Annotated in this window: 16 protein-coding genes and 1 tRNA gene; 5 read left to right on the forward strand and 12 right to left on the reverse strand. The window is 62.9% G+C overall.

Features of this window, described 5'->3' with window-relative positions; translation table 11 throughout:
• The first annotated feature begins 254 nt into the window (after nucleotides 1–254).
• Nucleotides 255–1,508: an OprD family porin gene (locus ACIP21_RS27590; RefSeq protein ID WP_400694704.1), complete on the forward strand. Its 1,254-nt coding sequence runs from the start codon at nucleotides 255–257 to the stop codon at nucleotides 1,506–1,508.
• A 931-nt stretch (nucleotides 1,509–2,439) separates the two neighbouring features.
• Here ACIP21_RS27590 and ACIP21_RS27595 read toward each other — a convergent pair.
• The 11 genes from ACIP21_RS27595 to ACIP21_RS27645 all read right to left on the reverse strand — a co-directional run bounded on the left by ACIP21_RS27595 (nucleotide 2,440) and on the right by ACIP21_RS27645 (nucleotide 9,897).
• Nucleotides 2,440–2,515 (reverse strand) — tRNA-Gly (locus ACIP21_RS27595).
• 63 nt (nucleotides 2,516–2,578) lie between these two features.
• Complete coding sequence (gene pgsA / locus ACIP21_RS27600) at nucleotides 2,579–3,139, reverse strand: CDP-diacylglycerol--glycerol-3-phosphate 3-phosphatidyltransferase (protein WP_400694615.1); 561 nt, start codon at nucleotides 3,137–3,139, stop codon at nucleotides 2,579–2,581.
• Nucleotides 3,140–3,172: 33 nt separating this feature from the next.
• Nucleotides 3,173–4,996, reverse strand: coding sequence for an excinuclease ABC subunit UvrC (uvrC, locus tag ACIP21_RS27605; protein ID WP_400694617.1), 1,824 nt, complete (start codon nucleotides 4,994–4,996; stop codon nucleotides 3,173–3,175).
• Between the two features lie 6 nt (nucleotides 4,997–5,002).
• Nucleotides 5,003–5,641, reverse strand: coding sequence for a UvrY/SirA/GacA family response regulator transcription factor (gene uvrY, locus ACIP21_RS27610; protein ID WP_400694619.1), 639 nt, complete (start codon nucleotides 5,639–5,641; stop codon nucleotides 5,003–5,005).
• A gap of 63 nt (nucleotides 5,642–5,704) precedes the next feature.
• Nucleotides 5,705–6,094, reverse strand: a complete 390-nt coding sequence (locus ACIP21_RS27615) for a helix-turn-helix domain-containing protein (RefSeq protein WP_400694621.1) — start codon at nucleotides 6,092–6,094, stop codon at nucleotides 5,705–5,707.
• Between the two features lie 352 nt (nucleotides 6,095–6,446).
• Nucleotides 6,447–6,878, reverse strand: a complete 432-nt coding sequence (locus tag ACIP21_RS27620) for a GNAT family N-acetyltransferase (protein WP_400694622.1) — start codon at nucleotides 6,876–6,878, stop codon at nucleotides 6,447–6,449.
• Nucleotides 6,868–7,254 (reverse strand): DUF488 domain-containing protein, encoded by a 387-nt coding sequence (locus ACIP21_RS27625; protein ID WP_400694624.1) that lies wholly within the window; start codon nucleotides 7,252–7,254, stop codon nucleotides 6,868–6,870. Before ACIP21_RS27625 ends, ACIP21_RS27620 begins: the two co-directional genes overlap by 11 nt.
• Before the next feature lie 45 nt (nucleotides 7,255–7,299).
• Entirely contained in the window at nucleotides 7,300–7,998 is a 699-nt protein-coding gene (locus ACIP21_RS27630) for a glutathione S-transferase N-terminal domain-containing protein (RefSeq protein WP_400694625.1), read from the reverse strand.
• A 106-nt stretch (nucleotides 7,999–8,104) separates the two neighbouring features.
• Nucleotides 8,105–8,848 (reverse strand): OmpA family protein, encoded by a 744-nt coding sequence (locus ACIP21_RS27635; protein WP_400694627.1) that lies wholly within the window; start codon nucleotides 8,846–8,848, stop codon nucleotides 8,105–8,107.
• Nucleotides 8,849–8,859: 11 nt separating this feature from the next.
• Nucleotides 8,860–9,249: a DUF4398 domain-containing protein gene (locus ACIP21_RS27640; protein ID WP_400694629.1), complete on the reverse strand. Its 390-nt coding sequence runs from the start codon at nucleotides 9,247–9,249 to the stop codon at nucleotides 8,860–8,862.
• A gap of 345 nt (nucleotides 9,250–9,594) precedes the next feature.
• Entirely contained in the window at nucleotides 9,595–9,897 is a 303-nt protein-coding gene (locus ACIP21_RS27645) for a hypothetical protein (RefSeq protein ID WP_400694630.1), read from the reverse strand.
• A 237-nt stretch (nucleotides 9,898–10,134) separates the two neighbouring features.
• Between ACIP21_RS27645 and ACIP21_RS27650 the strand changes: the two genes are divergently transcribed.
• Complete coding sequence (locus tag ACIP21_RS27650; protein WP_400694631.1) at nucleotides 10,135–10,560, forward strand: hypothetical protein; 426 nt, start codon at nucleotides 10,135–10,137, stop codon at nucleotides 10,558–10,560.
• Between the two features lie 73 nt (nucleotides 10,561–10,633).
• On the forward strand, nucleotides 10,634–12,745 hold the full coding sequence (fusA, locus tag ACIP21_RS27655) for an elongation factor G (RefSeq protein WP_400694633.1): 2,112 nt from the start codon (nucleotides 10,634–10,636) through the stop codon (nucleotides 12,743–12,745).
• A 110-nt stretch (nucleotides 12,746–12,855) separates the two neighbouring features.
• Here the strand turns inward: fusA and ACIP21_RS27660 are convergent, their stop codons facing one another.
• Nucleotides 12,856–14,298 carry a SulP family inorganic anion transporter gene (locus ACIP21_RS27660; protein WP_400694635.1) on the reverse strand — a complete coding sequence of 481 codons (1,443 nt, stop codon included), beginning with the start codon at nucleotides 14,296–14,298 and terminating at the stop codon, nucleotides 12,856–12,858.
• A gap of 147 nt (nucleotides 14,299–14,445) precedes the next feature.
• Here ACIP21_RS27660 and ACIP21_RS27665 point away from each other — a divergent pair, with 147 nt between their 5' ends.
• Nucleotides 14,446–15,210, forward strand: a complete 765-nt coding sequence (locus ACIP21_RS27665) for a secretin N-terminal domain-containing protein (RefSeq protein ID WP_400694636.1) — start codon at nucleotides 14,446–14,448, stop codon at nucleotides 15,208–15,210.
• Between the two features lie 489 nt (nucleotides 15,211–15,699).
• Nucleotides 15,700–17,025, forward strand: coding sequence for an isocitrate lyase (aceA, locus tag ACIP21_RS27670; protein WP_400694638.1), 1,326 nt, complete (start codon nucleotides 15,700–15,702; stop codon nucleotides 17,023–17,025).
• The last annotated feature ends 133 nt before the right edge of the window (nucleotides 17,026–17,158 follow it).

The following is a 17,158-nucleotide window of genomic DNA, read 5'->3' on the forward strand; positions in this document are numbered from 1 at the left end:
TCAGCCTCGCGCAGCCCTGATTCGACTATTCAGGCGAGGCGCTGATCCCCACAAGCAGACGCCTTCACCGTTGCCAACCACTCACGCCACCTGCCCTTCAGGTCGTGCGTCATAACTTCAATAAAACGCAGGTATGGCCAATGCTTAACAAGCCTTCCCTTTGCAGCCAAGTGGGCGCGCAAAAGAATGGAGCTGTTCATTTCACCAAAATCGCCACCGTTGGCATTTCAAATGTTGCCGTGCTGGCAGCCTGGATGTTGAGCGGCCCTGCTGTTGCAGCCCAGGCTGAAAGCCAAGGTTTTATAAAAGGCAGTAGCCTTTCGATCCTCGCCAAGAACTATTACTTCAACACCGACAGAGCCGGCGGTCGCAGCAACCAGAAAGACTGGAGCCAGGCCTTTATCGCCAATTACCAGTCGGGTTTTACTCAAGGCCCTATCGGCGTGGGTGTGGATGCATTTGCCTACTGGGGCATCAAGCTCGATGCCGGCAGCGGTCGCACGGGCACCGGCAATCTACCGGTAGGCAATGACGGTGATCCGGACGATGAATACGGGCGAGCCGGTGGGGCGCTCAAGGCGCGTATTGCCGACACCGTTTTACGCTACGGGCAGATTTCGCCGAGTGCGCCGGTGTTCGCGCAAAGTGTCAGCCGCCTGATGCCGCAAACGGCAACCGGTTTCCACCTGCTGAGTAACGACATCGACCGCCTCGCCCTGGAGACGGGGCACTTCACCTCGGGCACCGACCAGGTCAACACCAACCGCGACGGCGAGCTTTGGGCCACCTATGCCCTTGTCACCACACCTGCAGTCGATTACGCCGGTGCACGTTACAAGGCGACCGACCATCTGAGCCTCGCGGCGTATGGCAGCCGTTTCCAGGACATCTGGAACCAGTACTACCTCAATGCCAATTATGCGCTGCCCCTTATCAACGCTCAGGCGCTGACGTTCGATTTCAACCTCTATCGCACCCTGGACAACGGCAGTGCCAGGGCGGGTACGATCGACACCACTGCCGGGGGCATCCAGGCTGCCTACAAGTTTGCGGCTCACACCCTGACCCTCGCCTACCAGCAGGTAACCGGTGACCAGCCATTCGACTATGTGGGCTTTGGCGATACCGGACGCAGCGGGGGCTCGATTTTTTTGCCCAACTCCGTGCAGTACTCCGACTTCAACGGGCCAGGGGAAAAGTCCTGGCAGCTGCGCTACGACCTCAACATGACGGGGTATGGCATACCCGGGCTGACTTTCATGGTCCGCCACCTGCGCGGTCAGGACATCGATGGCACGCGTGTGACCGAGGGCGCCTACGCCAACAAATACGGGGAGGACGACAAGGAATTCGAGACCGATGCCGAGGCGCGCTATGTGGTGCAGAGCGGCGCTGCCAAAGACCTGTCAGTGCGGTTGCGCCTGGCATGGCACCGTGGTGATGGCAGTACCGGTGGTGATCAGGACCAGGTGCGAGTAATTACTGAATATCCGTTTGAGATCTTCTAGCAGGAATTTTGCCGGGCGTAGCGCTACGCATGACCCAACCTCTGCGTCTGCTTTGGGTCGATAGCGGTCTCGCGACCGGCAGCTCTCGACCCGAAGCTGCCGTTGAGCCCGACCACCATCCATTGTGGGAGCGGGTTTACCCGCGAACACCGGCACAGCCGGTGCCATCCACCGCGGCGCCTGCTTCGCGGGCAAACCCGCTCCCACAGGGTGCGCGGTAGCGCTCACGAGATCGTTTCATTTTCAACGGCAGCTCTGGGTCGAAAGCTGCCATTCGCGACTAAGCAGTTATCGACCCCTCGCGGCGATCTTCGTGCCTATCACATGGAAGCCAGAAGATTCACAAGCTCTTCAAAATTATCAAGGGTAACAGCGGTGCAAGGAGCATTTCCGCGCAGCTTTGCATGAGGATTGGTCAGCATGCGGTAGACACCCAAGCGCCCATCGCAGGCAGTGCCTCGAATACCGCAAGCACCAGCTTGAGCTTCAACGGATCAAGCTGCCAATCTGGGACTCGCTGCCCCCCGATTCCCAAGACGGAGTGAGAGCAACCTCCGAGTTTTGATATCCCGATTGAGCTGATCTCGAGATTTGCCTGCCAACCGAGCAAATAAGGGGAGCATATGAAGAATCAGGCCATCGCTGTCAGCAAGCGTATAGTCCTTGCCGGTGACTCGGGCGTGCCGAATCGCCATCTCCGAGAGTGCCATGGTGACCTCCTGAACCTGTCAGAGGCCAAATGCTCGTCTCGTGCTCCACCTAGCTCTACCGGAAAAGCGAATTGGGCGTTTTCCAATTCTGGACTCAATCCTGGACTTAAAATGTCCGGATACTGCCGGTTTTCGGTGGTTTCCGCTGGAACGAAAAAAGGGCCCGAAGGCCCTTTTTTCAACGACTTACAGAATTCCGTGGAACTCTGTAGATCTATAACTGGAGCGGGAAACGAGACTCGAACTCGCGACCCCGACCTTGGCAAGGTCGTGCTCTACCAACTGAGCTATTCCCGCGTCGTGATGGGTGCCATTCTAGCGATATCTGAAACGGCGTCAACCCCTTGATTCAAAAAAGTTTTATTTTTTTTCCGAACCTTCGCGCAGGTGCGGCCAGGCGGCCAGCAGGTAATGCATCATCGACCACAGGGTCAGGGCCGCGGCCACCAGCAGCAACGCGTAGCCAAGCACGACCCAGAAGCTCACCAGCGGCGGGTTGGCCAGCAGGATCACCAGCGCCAGCATCTGCGCCGCGGTCTTCCACTTGCCGAGGTTGGACACCGCCACGTGCGCCCTCGCCCCCAGTTCGGCCATCCACTCGCGCAACGCCGAGACGACGATTTCACGGCCGATGATCACCGCCGCCGGCAAGGTCAGCCAGAAATTGGCGTGCACCTGCACCAGCAGCACCAGCGCCACGGCCACCATCAGCTTGTCGGCCACAGGGTCGAGGAAGGCACCGAATGGCGTGCTCTGCTCCAGGCGACGCGCCAGGTAGCCGTCCAGCCAGTCGGTGGCGGCGGCGATGGCGAACACCGTACTGGCGGCCATGTAGCTCCAGTGATAGGGCACATAGAACAGCAGGATGAAGATCGGGATGAGCAGGACGCGTAGAACGGTGAGCAGGTTTGGAATATTCATCGGTACGACTGGCTGCGGGTTGAGCGGGGCATTCTACTCGCTATGCAGGCTGGCATAAATCGACTCGGCAAGCTTTTTACTGATGCCGGGGGCCTTGGCGATCTCATCGATACTGGCGCGGTTGAGCTCTTGCAGGCCGCCGAAATGTTTCAGCAGGTCGCGGCGGCGCTTGGGCCCTACCCCGGCCACGTCTTCCAGGCTCGACACCCGGCGCGCCTTGCCGCGCCGGGCACGGTGGCCGGTGATGGCGAAGCGGTGCGCTTCGTCACGGATCTGCTGGATCAGGTGCAGCGCCGGGTTGTCGCCCTTGAGGGTGAACTCGTGGGCCACGTCGTTGAGGTAGAGGGTCTCGAAGCCGGCCTTGCGGGTTACGCCCTTGGCCACGCCGAGCAGGGTCAGGTCGGTGAAGGCCAGTTCCTGCATCACTTCGCGGGCCATGTTCAGCTGGCCCTTGCCGCCGTCCACCAGCAGCACGTCGGGCAGCTTGCCTTCGCCGTCCTTGATCCGCCCGTAGCGGCGGGTCAGGGCCTGGTGCATGGCGGCGTAGTCGTCGCCGGCGGTGACGCCTTCGATGTTGAAGCGACGGTAGTCGGATTTCAGCGGGCCTTCGGGGCCGAACACCACGCAGCTGGCCACGGTGGCTTCGCCGCTGGAATGGCTGATGTCGTAGCACTCCAGGCGCTGCGGCACTTCATCCAGGCCCAGCACCTCGGCCAGCGCCTCGAAGCGCGCGGCCATGTGCTGGCGATTGGCAAGGCGGGCACCGAGCGCCTGTTCGGCGTTGGTCACTGCAAGCTGCTGCCAGCGTGCACGGGTGCCCCGCACCCGGTGACTGATGCTCAGCTCACGGCCGCGCAGGCTCTGCAGCGCCTCGGTGATGGCCGCGAAGTCCTCGTGCACCACGTTGACGATCAGCTCGCCGGGCAGTTCGCGCTCGGCGTTGCCCAGGTAATACTGGGACAGGAACGCAGCCATGACCTCGGCCACCTCCTCCTCGATACCCACCTGCGGGAAAAAGTTCTTGCTGCCCAGCACTCGCCCGCCGCGCACGCTGATCAGGTGCACGCAGGCGCCTCCCGGGTTGACGAAGGCTGCCACCACGTCGACGTCGCCGGAACCGCCTTCGATGTACTGCTGATCCTGCACGCGGCGCAACAGGGCGATCTGGTCGCGCAGTTCGGCGGCCTTCTCGAAGTTGAGGGCCATGGCGGCCCGTTCCATCTCCTCGTTGAGCTCGTTGCCCAGCTGCTGGCTGCGGCCTTCGAGGAACATCACCGAGTGGCGCACATCCTCGGCATATTCTTCGGCGCTGACCAGGTCGGTGCAGGGCGCCTTGCAGCGCTTGATCTGGTACTGCAGGCACGGCCGGGTGCGGTTGGCGTAGTAGCTGTCCTCGCACTGACGCACGGAAAAGGCCTTCTGCAGCAGGCTCAGGCTTTCGCGGATGGCGCCGGCACTGGGGTAAGGGCCGAAGTAGCGGCCCTTGGCCTTCTTCGCCCCGCGGTGAATCCCCAGACGTGGGAACTCTCCGTCAGACAAGAATACGTAGGGGTAGGACTTATCGTCGCGCAGCAGGATGTTGTAGGGCGGCCGCCATTGCTTGATCAGGTTCTGCTCAAGCAGCAGCGCCTCGGTCTCGTTGGCGGTGATGGTGGTTTCGACCTGGGCGATACGCCCCACCAGCGCGGCGGTTTTCGGCGCCAGGCCGGTCTTGCGGAAATAGCTGGCCAAACGCTTCTTGAGATTCTTGGCCTTGCCCACGTAGAGCAGCCGCGCCTCGGCGTCGAACATCCGGTACACACCCGGGCGCGCGCTGCAGGTCGCCAGGAACGCGCTGGCATCGAAGACTTGTGACATGAGGGTTTACAGGCTTGCGTCAACCATACCGTGGCGAACGGCCAGCAAGGTCAATTCGACGTCGCTGGTGACCGAGAGTTTTTCGAAGATCCGATAACGGTAAGTATTGACGGCCTTGGGCGACAGGCACAACTTGTCGGAGATGATCTGCACCTTCTGGCAGCCGACGATCATCAGGGCGATCTGGATTTCCCGCTCCGACAGCGCATCGAACGGCGAGCCCTGGGGCTGGAACGACTTCAGCGCCAGCTGCTGGGCGATCTGCGGGCTGATGTAGCGCTGGCCGGCGAAGGCCAGGCGGATCGCCTGGACCATTTCGTCGAGCCCGGCGCCCTTGGTCAGGTAGCCGGCGGCGCCGGCCTGCATCAGCCGGGTGGGGAACGGGTCCTCCTCGCACACGGTCACCGCCACCACCTTGATGTCGGGGTGGCTGCGCAGCAGTTTGCGGGTAGCCTCCAGGCCACCGATGCCAGGCATCTTGACGTCCATCAGCACGACATCCGGCTTGAGCTCGCGGACCAGCTTGAGTGCCGCCTCGCCCGAATCCCCTTCGCCCACCACCTGCAGGCCGTCGATGTCGGCCAGCATGCGGGTAATACCGGTTCGTACCAGATCGTGGTCATCGACCACTAGGACCCTAATCAAGCAGACACCTCGTCAACAGGGCGATTGGATCCCGCCACCTTAACAAAATTTTTCATGGCGGACCTAGCGTAAAACTTCCTTCAGAAACGTCTGACGTTCCGGCCGCTGCAAGCGCGTCGCTTCAAGGCTGCCCGCCTCGCCCGCCAGGCGCCCCAATACATGCCCAAACGCCACCTGGTCTTCTTCCGGCAAGCGCCGGTACGCCCCGAGCAACCCGGTTTCATCCACCGTCAGGCTTTCCAGCGGCGCCGGGGTGCGCACGCCACTCAACACGTACAGCGCATCCACACCTCGGGCCGCCAGGGCCGCCAGGTAGTCGACCCGTGGCGTGCGCTCGCCACTTTCATACTTGCCCTGGGCGTTGGGCTCGACCCCGCCGATATCGCCAAATACCCGCTGGGTCATCCCCAGTCGTTCACGCTCTTCCCTTAGCCGCGGACCGAGTCCGTTCATATGAAGCCTCTCCTTCTTCCCTTTTTTGCCATCCAAAGCCGCTCGCGATCCTGCGGGCAGATGCAGACCAGATGGTCACTATGCCCATCGCTGACTGTGCTCGCAAGCCAGTATTGCGCCACTATCGCCCCACCTGGACCGGGGGCTGCAGCCCGCTGCAACACACTGGCAAAGCGCCGAAGACAACCGTCAAGCAATGGCAGTATGACATGAACATGACGTCAAACAAACGCCGCTCAATGGGATTCATATTTTTGACGCCAAAATCACACCAAGGCTGACTCCGTTGTTTTCACAGGCTTTTTAAAGAAGCAGCAGAGTCTCCCCAAGCGCTATGCTCAGCCGGCACAGGTCAAACGATGGCCCGCTGCATCCTGATGAAGCACTCATCCTCACCCATCTCGACAAACCCATGGCGCACGTACAAACGCCGCGCAGGGTTGCTCTTGAACACCATCAATCGCAGCAATGGCAGGCGCCGTTGCGCAGCCCAGCCCGCCAGCCGCTCCAGCACCAGGCCGCCGACACCCTGCCCTCGGCACTCAGGCAACAGATGCAACTCGCGAATGAACAGCGCCTGGCGGTCCTGGCTCAGGCTGCAGAAGCCCAGCAGGCGATCCCCGTCCACGATCAACCACTGCTCGCGCCAGCCCCAGGCCTGGTCGAACGCCTCCTCGACCCACAGCAGGCCGAATTCACGGTAATACGGCAACATCGCCCGTCGCGTCAGGTCCCGAGCGAAGTTGTGCTGGGCCAGGGTCGCGGATACCAGCTCAACGGGCATAACACACCGGCGAGCTTCCCGGCCCGCGTCGCTCCAGCTCATCTTCCAGCCAGGCCGCCAGCACCTGGGCGTTGTTGTGCTCGGTGTCCTTGCCGGCATACAGCAGGGTCAGGTCGCCCTTGGCGGCCAGGTCCAGCAGCGGGTACCAGTGCTCCGGATGCGCCGCCAGCTCCCGATGGTAACCTTGGGTGAAGCCGGCAAAATCGACCTTGCCCAGATGAAACGCCTTGCGCAATTCATCGGACGGTGCCACCTCGCGCAGCCATTGCGCTTGCAATGCATCCTTGCGTTTATTGCGCGGCCACAGGCGATCGACCAGCACGCGCTGGCCATCTGCGCTCTCTACCGGGTCATAAACACGCTTGCAGCGAATCATGCGGTTCTCCTGGCATTACCGTCCGCCTTGAGCCGAGGCCGGGCATCAACCGAGCGGGATTTTCAGGCCACGCTGCACGGCCGGGCGCTCGAGGAACCTGGCCAGCACGCGTTGCACGTCCTTGAACGCATCGAAATCGACCAGCTCGCGCGCGTTGTAGCGCTCCACCAGGTTGCGCACCCAGGGGAAGATGGCGATATCGGCGATGCTGTAGTCATCGACCATCCATTCACGCCCTTTCAGGTGCCGGTCCAGCACACCCAGCAGGCGCTTCGATTCGTTGACGTAACGGTCACGCGGACGCTTGTCTTCATACGCCTTGCCCGCGAAGAAATGGAAAAACCCGACCTGGCCGAACATCGGCCCGATGCCGCCCATCTGGAACATCAGCCACTGCAGGGTCTGGTAGCGCTGGGCCGGGTCCTGGCTCAGCAACTGGCCGCTCTTCTCGGCCAGGTACTGCAGGATCGCGCCCGATTCGAACAAAGGCAGCGGCTGGCCGCCGGGGCCGTTCGGGTCGAGGATCGCGGGGATCTTGTTGTTGGCACTGAGGGAGATGAACTCGGGGCTCAACTGGTCGTCGCTGTCGAAGCTGACCTTGTGCGGTTCGTAGGCCAGGCCGATTTCCTCCAGCATGATCGACACCTTGACGCCGTTGGGCGTGGGCAGCGAATACAGTTGCAGGCGCTCGGGGTGTTGCGCCGGCCATTTGCCGGTGATGGGGAATGCGTTCAGGTCGGTCATGCTCGGTCCCTGCAATCGTGGAAACGAACACTGTAGGGGCAGCGCTGCGATTTGGCCATCGCAGCGCGGCTGCCAGGCGCAACCGGAGGCTGCGCCTGGCGACGGCTCAGGAGCGCTTGAGCAGCACCACCTCGACGCGCCGATTGAGCTGGCGCGAATGGGCCGTGGCATTGCTTGCCACTGGCTGGTCCTTGCCATGGCCCACGGTGCTGATGCGCTCGGGCGCCACGCCCTGGCGGAGCAACGCATTGGCCACGGAGGCGGCTCGATCCTCGGACAAGCGCCGATTGAGCTGATCGCTGCCGGTGGAGTCGGTGTGGCCCGCCACCTCGATCTTGAGCTCTGGGTTGCCCTGCAGGTACGCCGCCAATTGCTGGATCTTGTAATGGCTGCCACTGTTCAGCTCGGCCTTGCCGGTCTGGAACAGCACGTCACCGAAGGTCACCACGTCACCGCGGGCGCTCGGCTTGGTCTGCAGCGCCCTGAGCTGGGCGGTACGGGCATCCAGCTGGGCCTGGGTACGCTCGATCTCGACACGCTTCAGGTCGGCATCGGTCTTGCGCCAATCGATGGTCTGCTCGGCAAACTCGATCTGCCGGCCAGCCAACGTGGCCAGACGCTCGACCTCGGCGGACTTGCGGTCCTTCAGCGAAGCTGCCTCGGCCTTGCCCAGGGCGGCGTAGGCATCCTGGGTTTCCAGGGCGGCGAGGCGGCTCGACTCGGGTTTGCTCTGCAACACCGAGTAGGCTTCACGGGCTTCCAGCAGCTTCGGGTTTTCCGGCGTGGTGCCGCAGCCGGCCAGCATCAGGCCAAGAAGCGACACAGCGGGCAGCAGATAGACTTTGGACATGGTCACTTCCTTCAATGAACGGATTTGGCAGTCGGGCTGTCAGGCGCGTCGAGGATCTCCTGCTTGAGCACCTCGATCCCCTTGCGCGCAGTCGCCAGCTGTTCCTTGGCCCTGAGTGCCTGGGCCTTGCGCTCGGCGACGCGAGCATCGGCCCTCGCCCCTTCGGCCAGGGTGCGTACCTGTTCGAACTTCTTCTCACCCATGGCACGGTCCATGGCGCTCATCTTGTCCTGGGCGGCGCGCATCTCCACCGGGGCATACTGGGTGGCCTCGGCGGCCACGGCACGGTTGACCGCACTGCGGGCCAGTTCGATCTGTTCATTGGGAACGGTCACGCTGGCGCAGCCGCTCATGATCATGAGCAGGCCGGCAAGCGACATTATCTTGCAGTTGAAACGCATGGATTAGGCTCCTTTGATGCGCTCGCGAATCAGTGGCCACCGACCTCGGCAACCACAGGCAGTTGAAGTACAAACAGCCTGATCGGGAAACGACGCAAGACTATTGCCGCGGAGCTGACAGCCAAATAGGACTTTTCCTAAGTACCCACCTAGCTTGTTCAACAATCGCGCTCGCAAAGGCTCTATTCCTGACGGCTTCGCGCCTTGACGGCACCCGGCCAAATTAGGGCGGGTGCCAACCAGGCGTCTACTGGCAGAAATGCTAGGTAGGGCGCCTCCCAGCGCCCATGAAAAAGCCCATGGCACGGGCCATGGGCTCTGGTACTTCCGGGATGAGGCCGAGGCTTACAGGCCCAGCTCGTCTGGGGTGAGCATGTCGGATTCGAAGGCGATCCAGCCGCCTTCGAGTTCGGCGTGGCCGTTGACGATCGGGCCGTAGTAGGTCAGGCCGTTCTCCAGGGTCACGCAGATGTGCGTGGCGGTTTTTTCCGGGGCCGCGAGCGTACCGACGAAATGCACCTTCTTGAGGGTTTCGGTCACTGCCTCCAGACCGACGCGCATGCCAGGGTTTTCCGAGGCTTCGGTGTCGCCGCCGCGGTCTTCGGCGCTGATGGTCACGTTGGCGGTGTACGGGTACTTGCTGCTCAAGCGGGTTACCTCAAAGGGGAGTCAGGTGTATGGGCGCTTAGAGTACGGCAGGCGGTCTCCGTTGTCTCTACCGGCCTCTTCGCGGGCAAGCCCGCTCCCACAGGGTCTGCACTGAATTCAAAGCCTGTGCGATACCTGTGGGAGCGGGCTTGCCCGCGAAGAGGCCGGGCCTGCAAAAGCGGCCCCGATCTGTTAGGGTGCCCGCCGATGCACGCCACACCACACAAGGACACCTGAGTGAGCGCCGAAGAACCCCTGATCGCCGACCTGTTCGAGGTCGACAAACGCCTGACCCTCAAGCCCGTCGTGGACTTCAACAGCTACCTGCGCAATGCCTTTGGCGAAGGCCCGTGCCGCTGCCACCGCTGTGCCGAAGGCGGCGACGAAAGCACCTACAGCCATGCCCACAGCTTCACCTTCGAAGGCCGCCAATGGCACCGCCGCTTTGCCAGCACCGCCGGCAGCGACGTCGCCCAGGTGCTGAAAAAGGCCTGGCTGTCGTACACCAAGGCCGAACTCAGCCTGATCGGCGTACTGGACCTGGCCACCCTCAAGACCTTCACCGAAGGCGCCCTGCACGAGCGCCTGCTGGCCCTGCTGCCAGCCAGCGGCCTGGCCCGCGAAATCGACGGCCAGTGGATGCTGCAAGCCCAGGCCGACTGACGGCCCGGCGGCACGGCAGGATTCTGCCCGTCTGCTAACGTGGGGGAATCCGCCCACCTGCAGGTAGTCCGCCATGGCCCGTACAACGCCCATCGAGCTGTACCGCAATATCGGCATCGTCGCCCACGTGGACGCCGGCAAGACCACGACCACCGAGCGCATCCTGTTCTACACCGGGGTCAACCACAAGATGGGCGAGGTGCACGATGGCGCCGCGACCATGGACTGGATGGCCCAGGAACAGGAGCGCGGCATCACCATCACCTCGGCGGCGACCACGGCGTTCTGGCAGGGCTCGACCAAGCAGTTCAAGGACAAGTACCGTTTCAACATCATCGACACCCCCGGCCACGTCGACTTCACCATCGAGGTGGAGCGCTCGCTGCGCGTGCTCGATGGTGCGGTGGTGGTGTTCAGCGGCGCCGACGGGGTCGAGCCGCAGTCCGAAACGGTGTGGCGCCAGGCCAACAAATACCATGTGCCGCGCCTGGCCTACATCAACAAGATGGACCGCCAGGGCGCCGATTTCCTGCGGGTGGTCAAGCAGATCGACCAGCGCCTGGGCCACCATCCGGTGCCAATCCAGCTGGCCATCGGCAGCGAGGAAAACTTCATCGGCCAGATCGACCTGGTGAAGATGAAGGCCATTTACTGGAACGATGCGGACAACGGCACCAGCTATCGAGAAGAAGCCATCCCCGCCGAACTGCAGGCACTGGCCGACGAATGGCGCGCGCACATGATTGAAGCCGCGGCAGAAGCCAATGACGAGTTGACCATGAAGTTTCTCGAAGGCGAGGAACTGAGCGTCGAGGAGATCAAGGCTGCCCTGCGCCAGCGCACCATCGCCAACGAGATCGTGCCGACCATCCTCGGTTCGTCGTTCAAGAACAAGGGCGTACCTCTGATGCTCGACGCGGTGATCGACTACCTGCCCGCGCCGTCGGAAATCCCGGCGATCAAGGGCACCGACCCGGACGACGAAGACAAGCACCTGGAACGCCACGCCGACGACCAGGAGCCCTTCTCCGCCCTGGCCTTCAAGATCGCCACCGACCCCTTCGTCGGCACCCTGACCTTTGCCCGGGTGTACTCCGGCGTACTCAGCTCGGGCAACGCCGTGCTCAACTCGGTCAAGGGCAAGAAGGAGCGCATTGGCCGCATGGTGCAGATGCATGCCAACCAGCGCGCCGAGATCAAGGACGTGTGCGCCGGCGACATCGCCGCGCTGATCGGCATGAAGGACGTCACCACCGGCGACACCCTGTGCGACATGGACAAGCCGATCATCCTCGAACGCATGGACTTCCCTGACCCGGTGATCTCCGTGGCGGTCGAGCCGAAGACCAAGGCCGACCAGGAGAAGATGGGCATCGCCCTGGGCAAGCTGGCCCAGGAAGACCCGTCGTTCCGCGTGCGCACCGACGAGGAGACCGGGCAGACCATCATCTCCGGCATGGGCGAGCTGCACCTGGACATCATCGTCGACCGCATGCGCCGCGAGTTCAACGTCGAGGCCAACATCGGCAAGCCGCAGGTGGCCTACCGCGAGAAGATCCGCAACACCTGCGAGATCGAGGGCCGCTTCGTCCGCCAGTCCGGCGGGCGCGGCCAGTATGGCCACTGCTGGATCCGCTTCGCCCCCGGCGACGAGGGCAAGGAAGGCCTGGAGTTCATCAACGAGATCGTCGGCGGCGTGGTGCCGCGCGAGTACATTCCGGCAATCCAGAAAGGCATCGAGGAGCAGATGAAGAACGGCGTGCTGGCCGGCTACCCGCTGATCAACCTCAAGGCGGCGGTGTTCGACGGCTCCTACCATGACGTCGACTCCAACGAAATGGCCTACAAGATCGCCGCGTCCATGGCCACCAAGCAGCTGTCGCAAAAAGGCGGCGCCGTGCTGCTGGAGCCGGTGATGAAGGTCGAGGTGGTGACGCCCGAGGAGTACCAGGGCGACATCCTCGGCGACCTGAGCCGGCGCCGGGGGATCATCCAGGACGGCGACGAAACCCCGGCCGGCAAGGTGATCCGCGCCGAAGTGCCGCTGGGCGAGATGTTCGGCTATGCCACCTCGATGCGTTCGATGACCCAGGGGCGGGCCAGCTTCTCGATGGAGTTCACCCGCTATGCCGAGGCGCCGGCGAGCATTGCCGATGGCATCGTCAAGAAGAACCGCGGGGAATGATTTTCTCCTGTACCGGCCTCTTCGCGGCTAAAGCCGCTCCCACAGGGATCGCATTCCCCCTGTGGGAGCGGCTTTAGCCGCGAAGAGGCCATCACAGGCAGCACACATTTTCAGTGCTGCTCACCAGCCCGTTTCAGCAGCTTCTTGCAGCGCTCCGACAAATGCACCACCCGCAGATGCTTGCCCGCCTTGGCATAGCGCTCGCGCAGGGTCTTCAATGCCGCAACCGCCGAATAATCGACAAAGCTCAGGTGCTGGCAATCCAGGGTCACCTTGGCCGGATCGCCCGCCGGGTCGAACTGGCCGAGAAACGGCGTGGTCGAGGCGAAGAACAGCGTGCCATGCACCTGGTAATGCTTGCCCCCTTCCGCGTCCTCATGGCTGTCGGCGTACAGTTCGCGGGCATGCTGCCAGGCGAAGTTCAGCGCCGCGATGACCACGCCGAACAGCACGGCCGTGGCCAGGTCGGTGAACACCGTGACCACGGTGACCGCGATGATCGCCAGCACGTCGCTCACCGGCACCTTGTGCAGCACCCGCAAGGATGCCCAGGCGAAGGTCTGCTGGGCCACCACGAACATCACCCCGACCAGCGCCGCCAGTGGAATACGCTCGATCAGCGGTGACAGGAACAAGACGAACAGCAGGATCATCACCCCCGCCACCACGCCCGACAGCCGGCCACGGCCATTGGAACTGAGGTTGATCACGGTCTGGCCGATCATCGCGCAGCCGCCCATGCCACCGCACAGGCCGGAAACCACGTTGGCCGCGCCCAGGGCCACGCACTCACGGTCCGGGAAGCCGCGGCTCTCGGTGACCTCGTCGGTCAGGTTGAGGGTCAGCAGGGTTTCCAGCAGGCCGACCATGGCCATCAGCACCGCATAGGGGGCGATGATCTTGAAGGTTTCGAGGTTCCACGGCACCTGCGGCAGGGCCAGTCGTGGCAGGCCGCCGGCAATATGGGCCATGTCGCCGAGGGTGCGGGTCGGCAGATCGAGCAGGTACACCAGCACGCCGACACCGAGAATCGCCACCAGTGCCGGTGGCACTGCGCGGGTCAGCTTCGGCAGCAGGTAGACCACCAGCATGGTCAGCACCACCAAGCCGATCATCAGGTACAGCGGCGCGCCGCCGAGCCAGTGCTCACCTTCCTTGAAGTGTTCCAGCTGGGCCGTGGCGATGACGATCGCCAGGCCGTTGACGAAGCCGAGCATCACCGGGTACGGCACCAGGCGCACCAGCTTGCCCAGGCGCAGCAGGCCGAACAGGATCATCACCGCGCCACCCAGCAATACCGTGGCCAACAGGTACTGCACACCGTGCTGCACCACCAGGGCAACGATCACCACGGCCATGGAGCCTGCTGCACCGGAGATCATCCCTGGTCGACCGCCGAACAGCGCGGTCAGGGTACAGATGATGAAGGCGCCATACAGGCCCATCAGTGGGTTGAGATGGGCCACCAGGGCAAAGGCGATGCATTCGGGCACCAAGGCGAACGAGGTGGTCAGGCCGGCAAGCAGATCGGCGCGTAGTCGGGCGGGTTTCATGGGCATCCTGTGCTGCGGTCCGAATGGACACTACGGAAAAACAAGGGGCGCGATGTTACGGAATTTGTCCGACAGCAGCCACCGCGATACAGGCATGAACGCCCCGCCGTGATCCAGGCCCGGCAAACTCGCGACAAATTTGCCATCATGTCGACTCCACCTGCGGAGATCATGGACATGCCGCTACGCCCTCTTTTCGCCACCCTGCTGCTGGTCGCCAGCCTCACCGCCCAGGCCGCCACCGAAGTGGTGCCCCTGCAGCACCGCAGCAGCGCCGAGCTGCTGCCCGCCGCGCAATCGTTCATCGGCCGTGACGGCACGGTCAGCGCCTTCGAGAACAAGCTGATCGTCAACGCCAGCCCCGAGCGCATCGATGACCTGCGCACGCTGTTGCAACAGCTGGACACCGCGCCCAAGCGCCTGCTGATCAGCGTCGACAATGACGACAGCAACTACCAGGACAACCGTGGCAATGGCCGGGTCATCCACTACGGCACCAGCAACCGCGACGGCGGCATGCAGCAGATCCAGGCCAGCGAAGGCCAGCCGGCGCTGATCCAGATCGGCCAGAGCATCCCGATCACCAGCACCAGCACCGACGGCTACGGGCGCATCCAGAGCAACACCGAATACCGCAACGTGACCCAGGGTTTCTACGTCACGCCGACCCTGAGCGGAGAAACCGTTCGTCTGCAAATAACCACCAATAATGACCGAATGAGCCAGGAACGGGCCGATGTAGTGAAAGTGCAAAGTACCGACACGACAATTACCGGCAGGCTCGGCGAGTGGATCACCCTGGCCGGTTACAACCAGCAGAGCCAAGCCGGCCGCGATCCGTCAAGCCGTACTTACAGCACCCAACGGGGTGAAAACATGACATTGCGGGTCAAAGTCGACCTTCTGGACTGATCCCAGGCAATTCAAGGCCTCGACCCAAGGCCTTGAAACTGACCGTCGAGTCGCACTAGACCAAAGATGTAGTAAGTAGAAAAAAGCACTACAAAAGCGTTGACAGGCACTTTTTGGCAAGGGCATGATGGCCTCGCTCCCGCTAATCAGGGGCCCTGGCAAGGGCCTTCGAGGCGCACTCCCAGCACCCCTGGAGGCACCTCGTGTCTATACGGCCCACAAGGCGGTTCGACGGGATTGCGACTGCAACGAGAAGTTGTCCCGAGGGACGGAAGCGCATCACCGCAGTACTGGCAATCGCGTCGCACCGCAGCAAGGCAACCACGAGCCGACCTGCCGGAGCACCCTTGTGCCTGGCCTGCCCCCTCTTCCCCTTCGAGCCTTTGCGTTCGCCGCCGCACTCCCCCGGACAGGACAGCCGCCAGGTCCCTGATCTGCCCCGAGCATCAGCACAATTAACCCAAGATCGATGCGACGAGGTTTATTTCCATGGCACTGACACGCGAACAGCAAATTGCAGCCCTCGAGAAAGACTGGGCCGAGAACCCGCGCTGGAAAGGCGTGACCCGTACCTACACCGCCGCCGATGTCGTTCGCCTGCGTGGCTCCATCCAACCGGAGCACACCCTGGCCCGCCTGGGTGCAGAAAAACTGTGGAAGCTGGTCACCCAGGGTGCCCACCCGTCCTTCCGCCCGGAAAAAGATTTCGTCAACTGCATGGGCGCCCTCACCGGCGGCCAGGCGGTGCAGCAGGTCAAGGCCGGCATCCAGGCCATCTACCTGTCCGGCTGGCAGGTTGCCGCCGACAACAACTCCGCCGAGTCCATGTACCCTGACCAGTCGCTGTACCCGGTCGACTCGGTACCGACCGTGGTCAAGCGCATCAACAACTCGTTCCGCCGCGCCGACCAGATCCAGTGGAAAGCCGGCAAGAACCCGGGCGACGAAGGCTACATCGACTACTTCGCGCCGATCGTGGCCGACGCCGAAGCCGGTTTCGGCGGCGTGCTGAACGCCTACGAGCTGATGAAGAACATGATCGAAGCGGGCGCCGCCGGCGTGCACTTCGAAGACCAGCTGGCTTCGGTCAAGAAATGCGGCCACATGGGCGGCAAGGTCCTGGTACCGACCCAGGAAGCCGTGCAGAAGCTGGTGGCCGCCCGCCTGGCGGCGGACGTTTCCGGCGTGCCGACCATCATCCTGGCCCGTACCGACGCCAACGCCGCCGACCTGCTGACCAGCGACTGCGACCCGTACGACCAGCCTTTCGTGATCGGCGAGCGTACCCGTGAAGGCTTCTACAAGGTGCGCGCCGGCCTCGACCAGGCCATCTCCCGCGGCCTGGCCTACGCCCCTTACGCCGACCTGATCTGGTGCGAAACCGCCAAGCCGGACCTGGACGAGGCTCGCCGTTTCGCCGAGGCGATCAAGAAGGAATACCCGGACCAGATCCTGTCGTACAACTGCTCGCCTTCCTTCAACTGGAAGAAGAACCTGGACGACGCGACCATCGCCAAGTTCCAGCGCGAGCTGTCGGCCATGGGCTACAAGCACCAGTTCATCACCCTGGCCGGCATCCACAACATGTGGCACGGCATGTTCAACCTGGCGCACGACTACGCCCGCAACGACATGACCGCCTACGTGAAGCTGCAGGAGCAGGAGTTCGCCGACGCCAGCAAGGGCTACACCTTCGTTGCGCACCAGCAGGAAGTGGGCACTGGCTACTTCGACGACATGACCACCGTGATCCAGGGTGGCGCATCGTCGGTGACCGCACTGACCGGCTCGACCGAGGAAGAGCAGTTCCACTAATAGTGGGTGGCTGATCGAGAAAGGCCCGGGGCTTGCGAGCGTCCCGGGCCTTTGTTTTTCCTGTGACGGCCCTTTCGCGGGTAAACCCGCTCCCACAGAGGTATGCGGCTCCCTGTGGGAGCGGGTTTACCCG

Source organism: Pseudomonas sp. NPDC089401 (genome assembly GCF_044749485.1).
Classification (GTDB): domain Bacteria; phylum Pseudomonadota; class Gammaproteobacteria; order Pseudomonadales; family Pseudomonadaceae; genus Aquipseudomonas.

What these genes read in the sequence shown, in the direction of transcription:
- ACIP21_RS27590 (WP_400694704.1), top strand. Translation starts at nt 255, where the DNA reads ATGTTGAGCGGCCCTGCTGTTGCAGCCCAGGCTGAAAGCCAAGGTTTT.
- pgsA (WP_400694615.1), bottom strand. Translation starts at nt 3,139, where the DNA reads ATGAATATTCCAAACCTGCTCACCGTTCTACGCGTCCTGCTCATCCCG.
- uvrC (WP_400694617.1), bottom strand. Translation starts at nt 4,996, where the DNA reads ATGTCACAAGTCTTCGATGCCAGCGCGTTCCTGGCGACCTGCAGCGCG.
- ACIP21_RS27615 (WP_400694621.1), bottom strand. Translation starts at nt 6,094, where the DNA reads ATGAACGGACTCGGTCCGCGGCTAAGGGAAGAGCGTGAACGACTGGGG.
- ACIP21_RS27620 (WP_400694622.1), bottom strand. Translation starts at nt 6,878, where the DNA reads ATGCCCGTTGAGCTGGTATCCGCGACCCTGGCCCAGCACAACTTCGCT.
- ACIP21_RS27625 (WP_400694624.1), bottom strand. Translation starts at nt 7,254, where the DNA reads ATGATTCGCTGCAAGCGTGTTTATGACCCGGTAGAGAGCGCAGATGGC.
- ACIP21_RS27630 (WP_400694625.1), bottom strand. Translation starts at nt 7,998, where the DNA reads ATGACCGACCTGAACGCATTCCCCATCACCGGCAAATGGCCGGCGCAA.
- ACIP21_RS27635 (WP_400694627.1), bottom strand. Translation starts at nt 8,848, where the DNA reads ATGTCCAAAGTCTATCTGCTGCCCGCTGTGTCGCTTCTTGGCCTGATG.
- ACIP21_RS27640 (WP_400694629.1), bottom strand. Translation starts at nt 9,249, where the DNA reads ATGCGTTTCAACTGCAAGATAATGTCGCTTGCCGGCCTGCTCATGATC.
- fusA (WP_400694633.1), top strand. Translation starts at nt 10,634, where the DNA reads ATGGCCCGTACAACGCCCATCGAGCTGTACCGCAATATCGGCATCGTC.
- ACIP21_RS27660 (WP_400694635.1), bottom strand. Translation starts at nt 14,298, where the DNA reads ATGAAACCCGCCCGACTACGCGCCGATCTGCTTGCCGGCCTGACCACC.
- ACIP21_RS27665 (WP_400694636.1), top strand. Translation starts at nt 14,446, where the DNA reads ATGTCGACTCCACCTGCGGAGATCATGGACATGCCGCTACGCCCTCTT.
- aceA (WP_400694638.1), top strand. Translation starts at nt 15,700, where the DNA reads ATGGCACTGACACGCGAACAGCAAATTGCAGCCCTCGAGAAAGACTGG.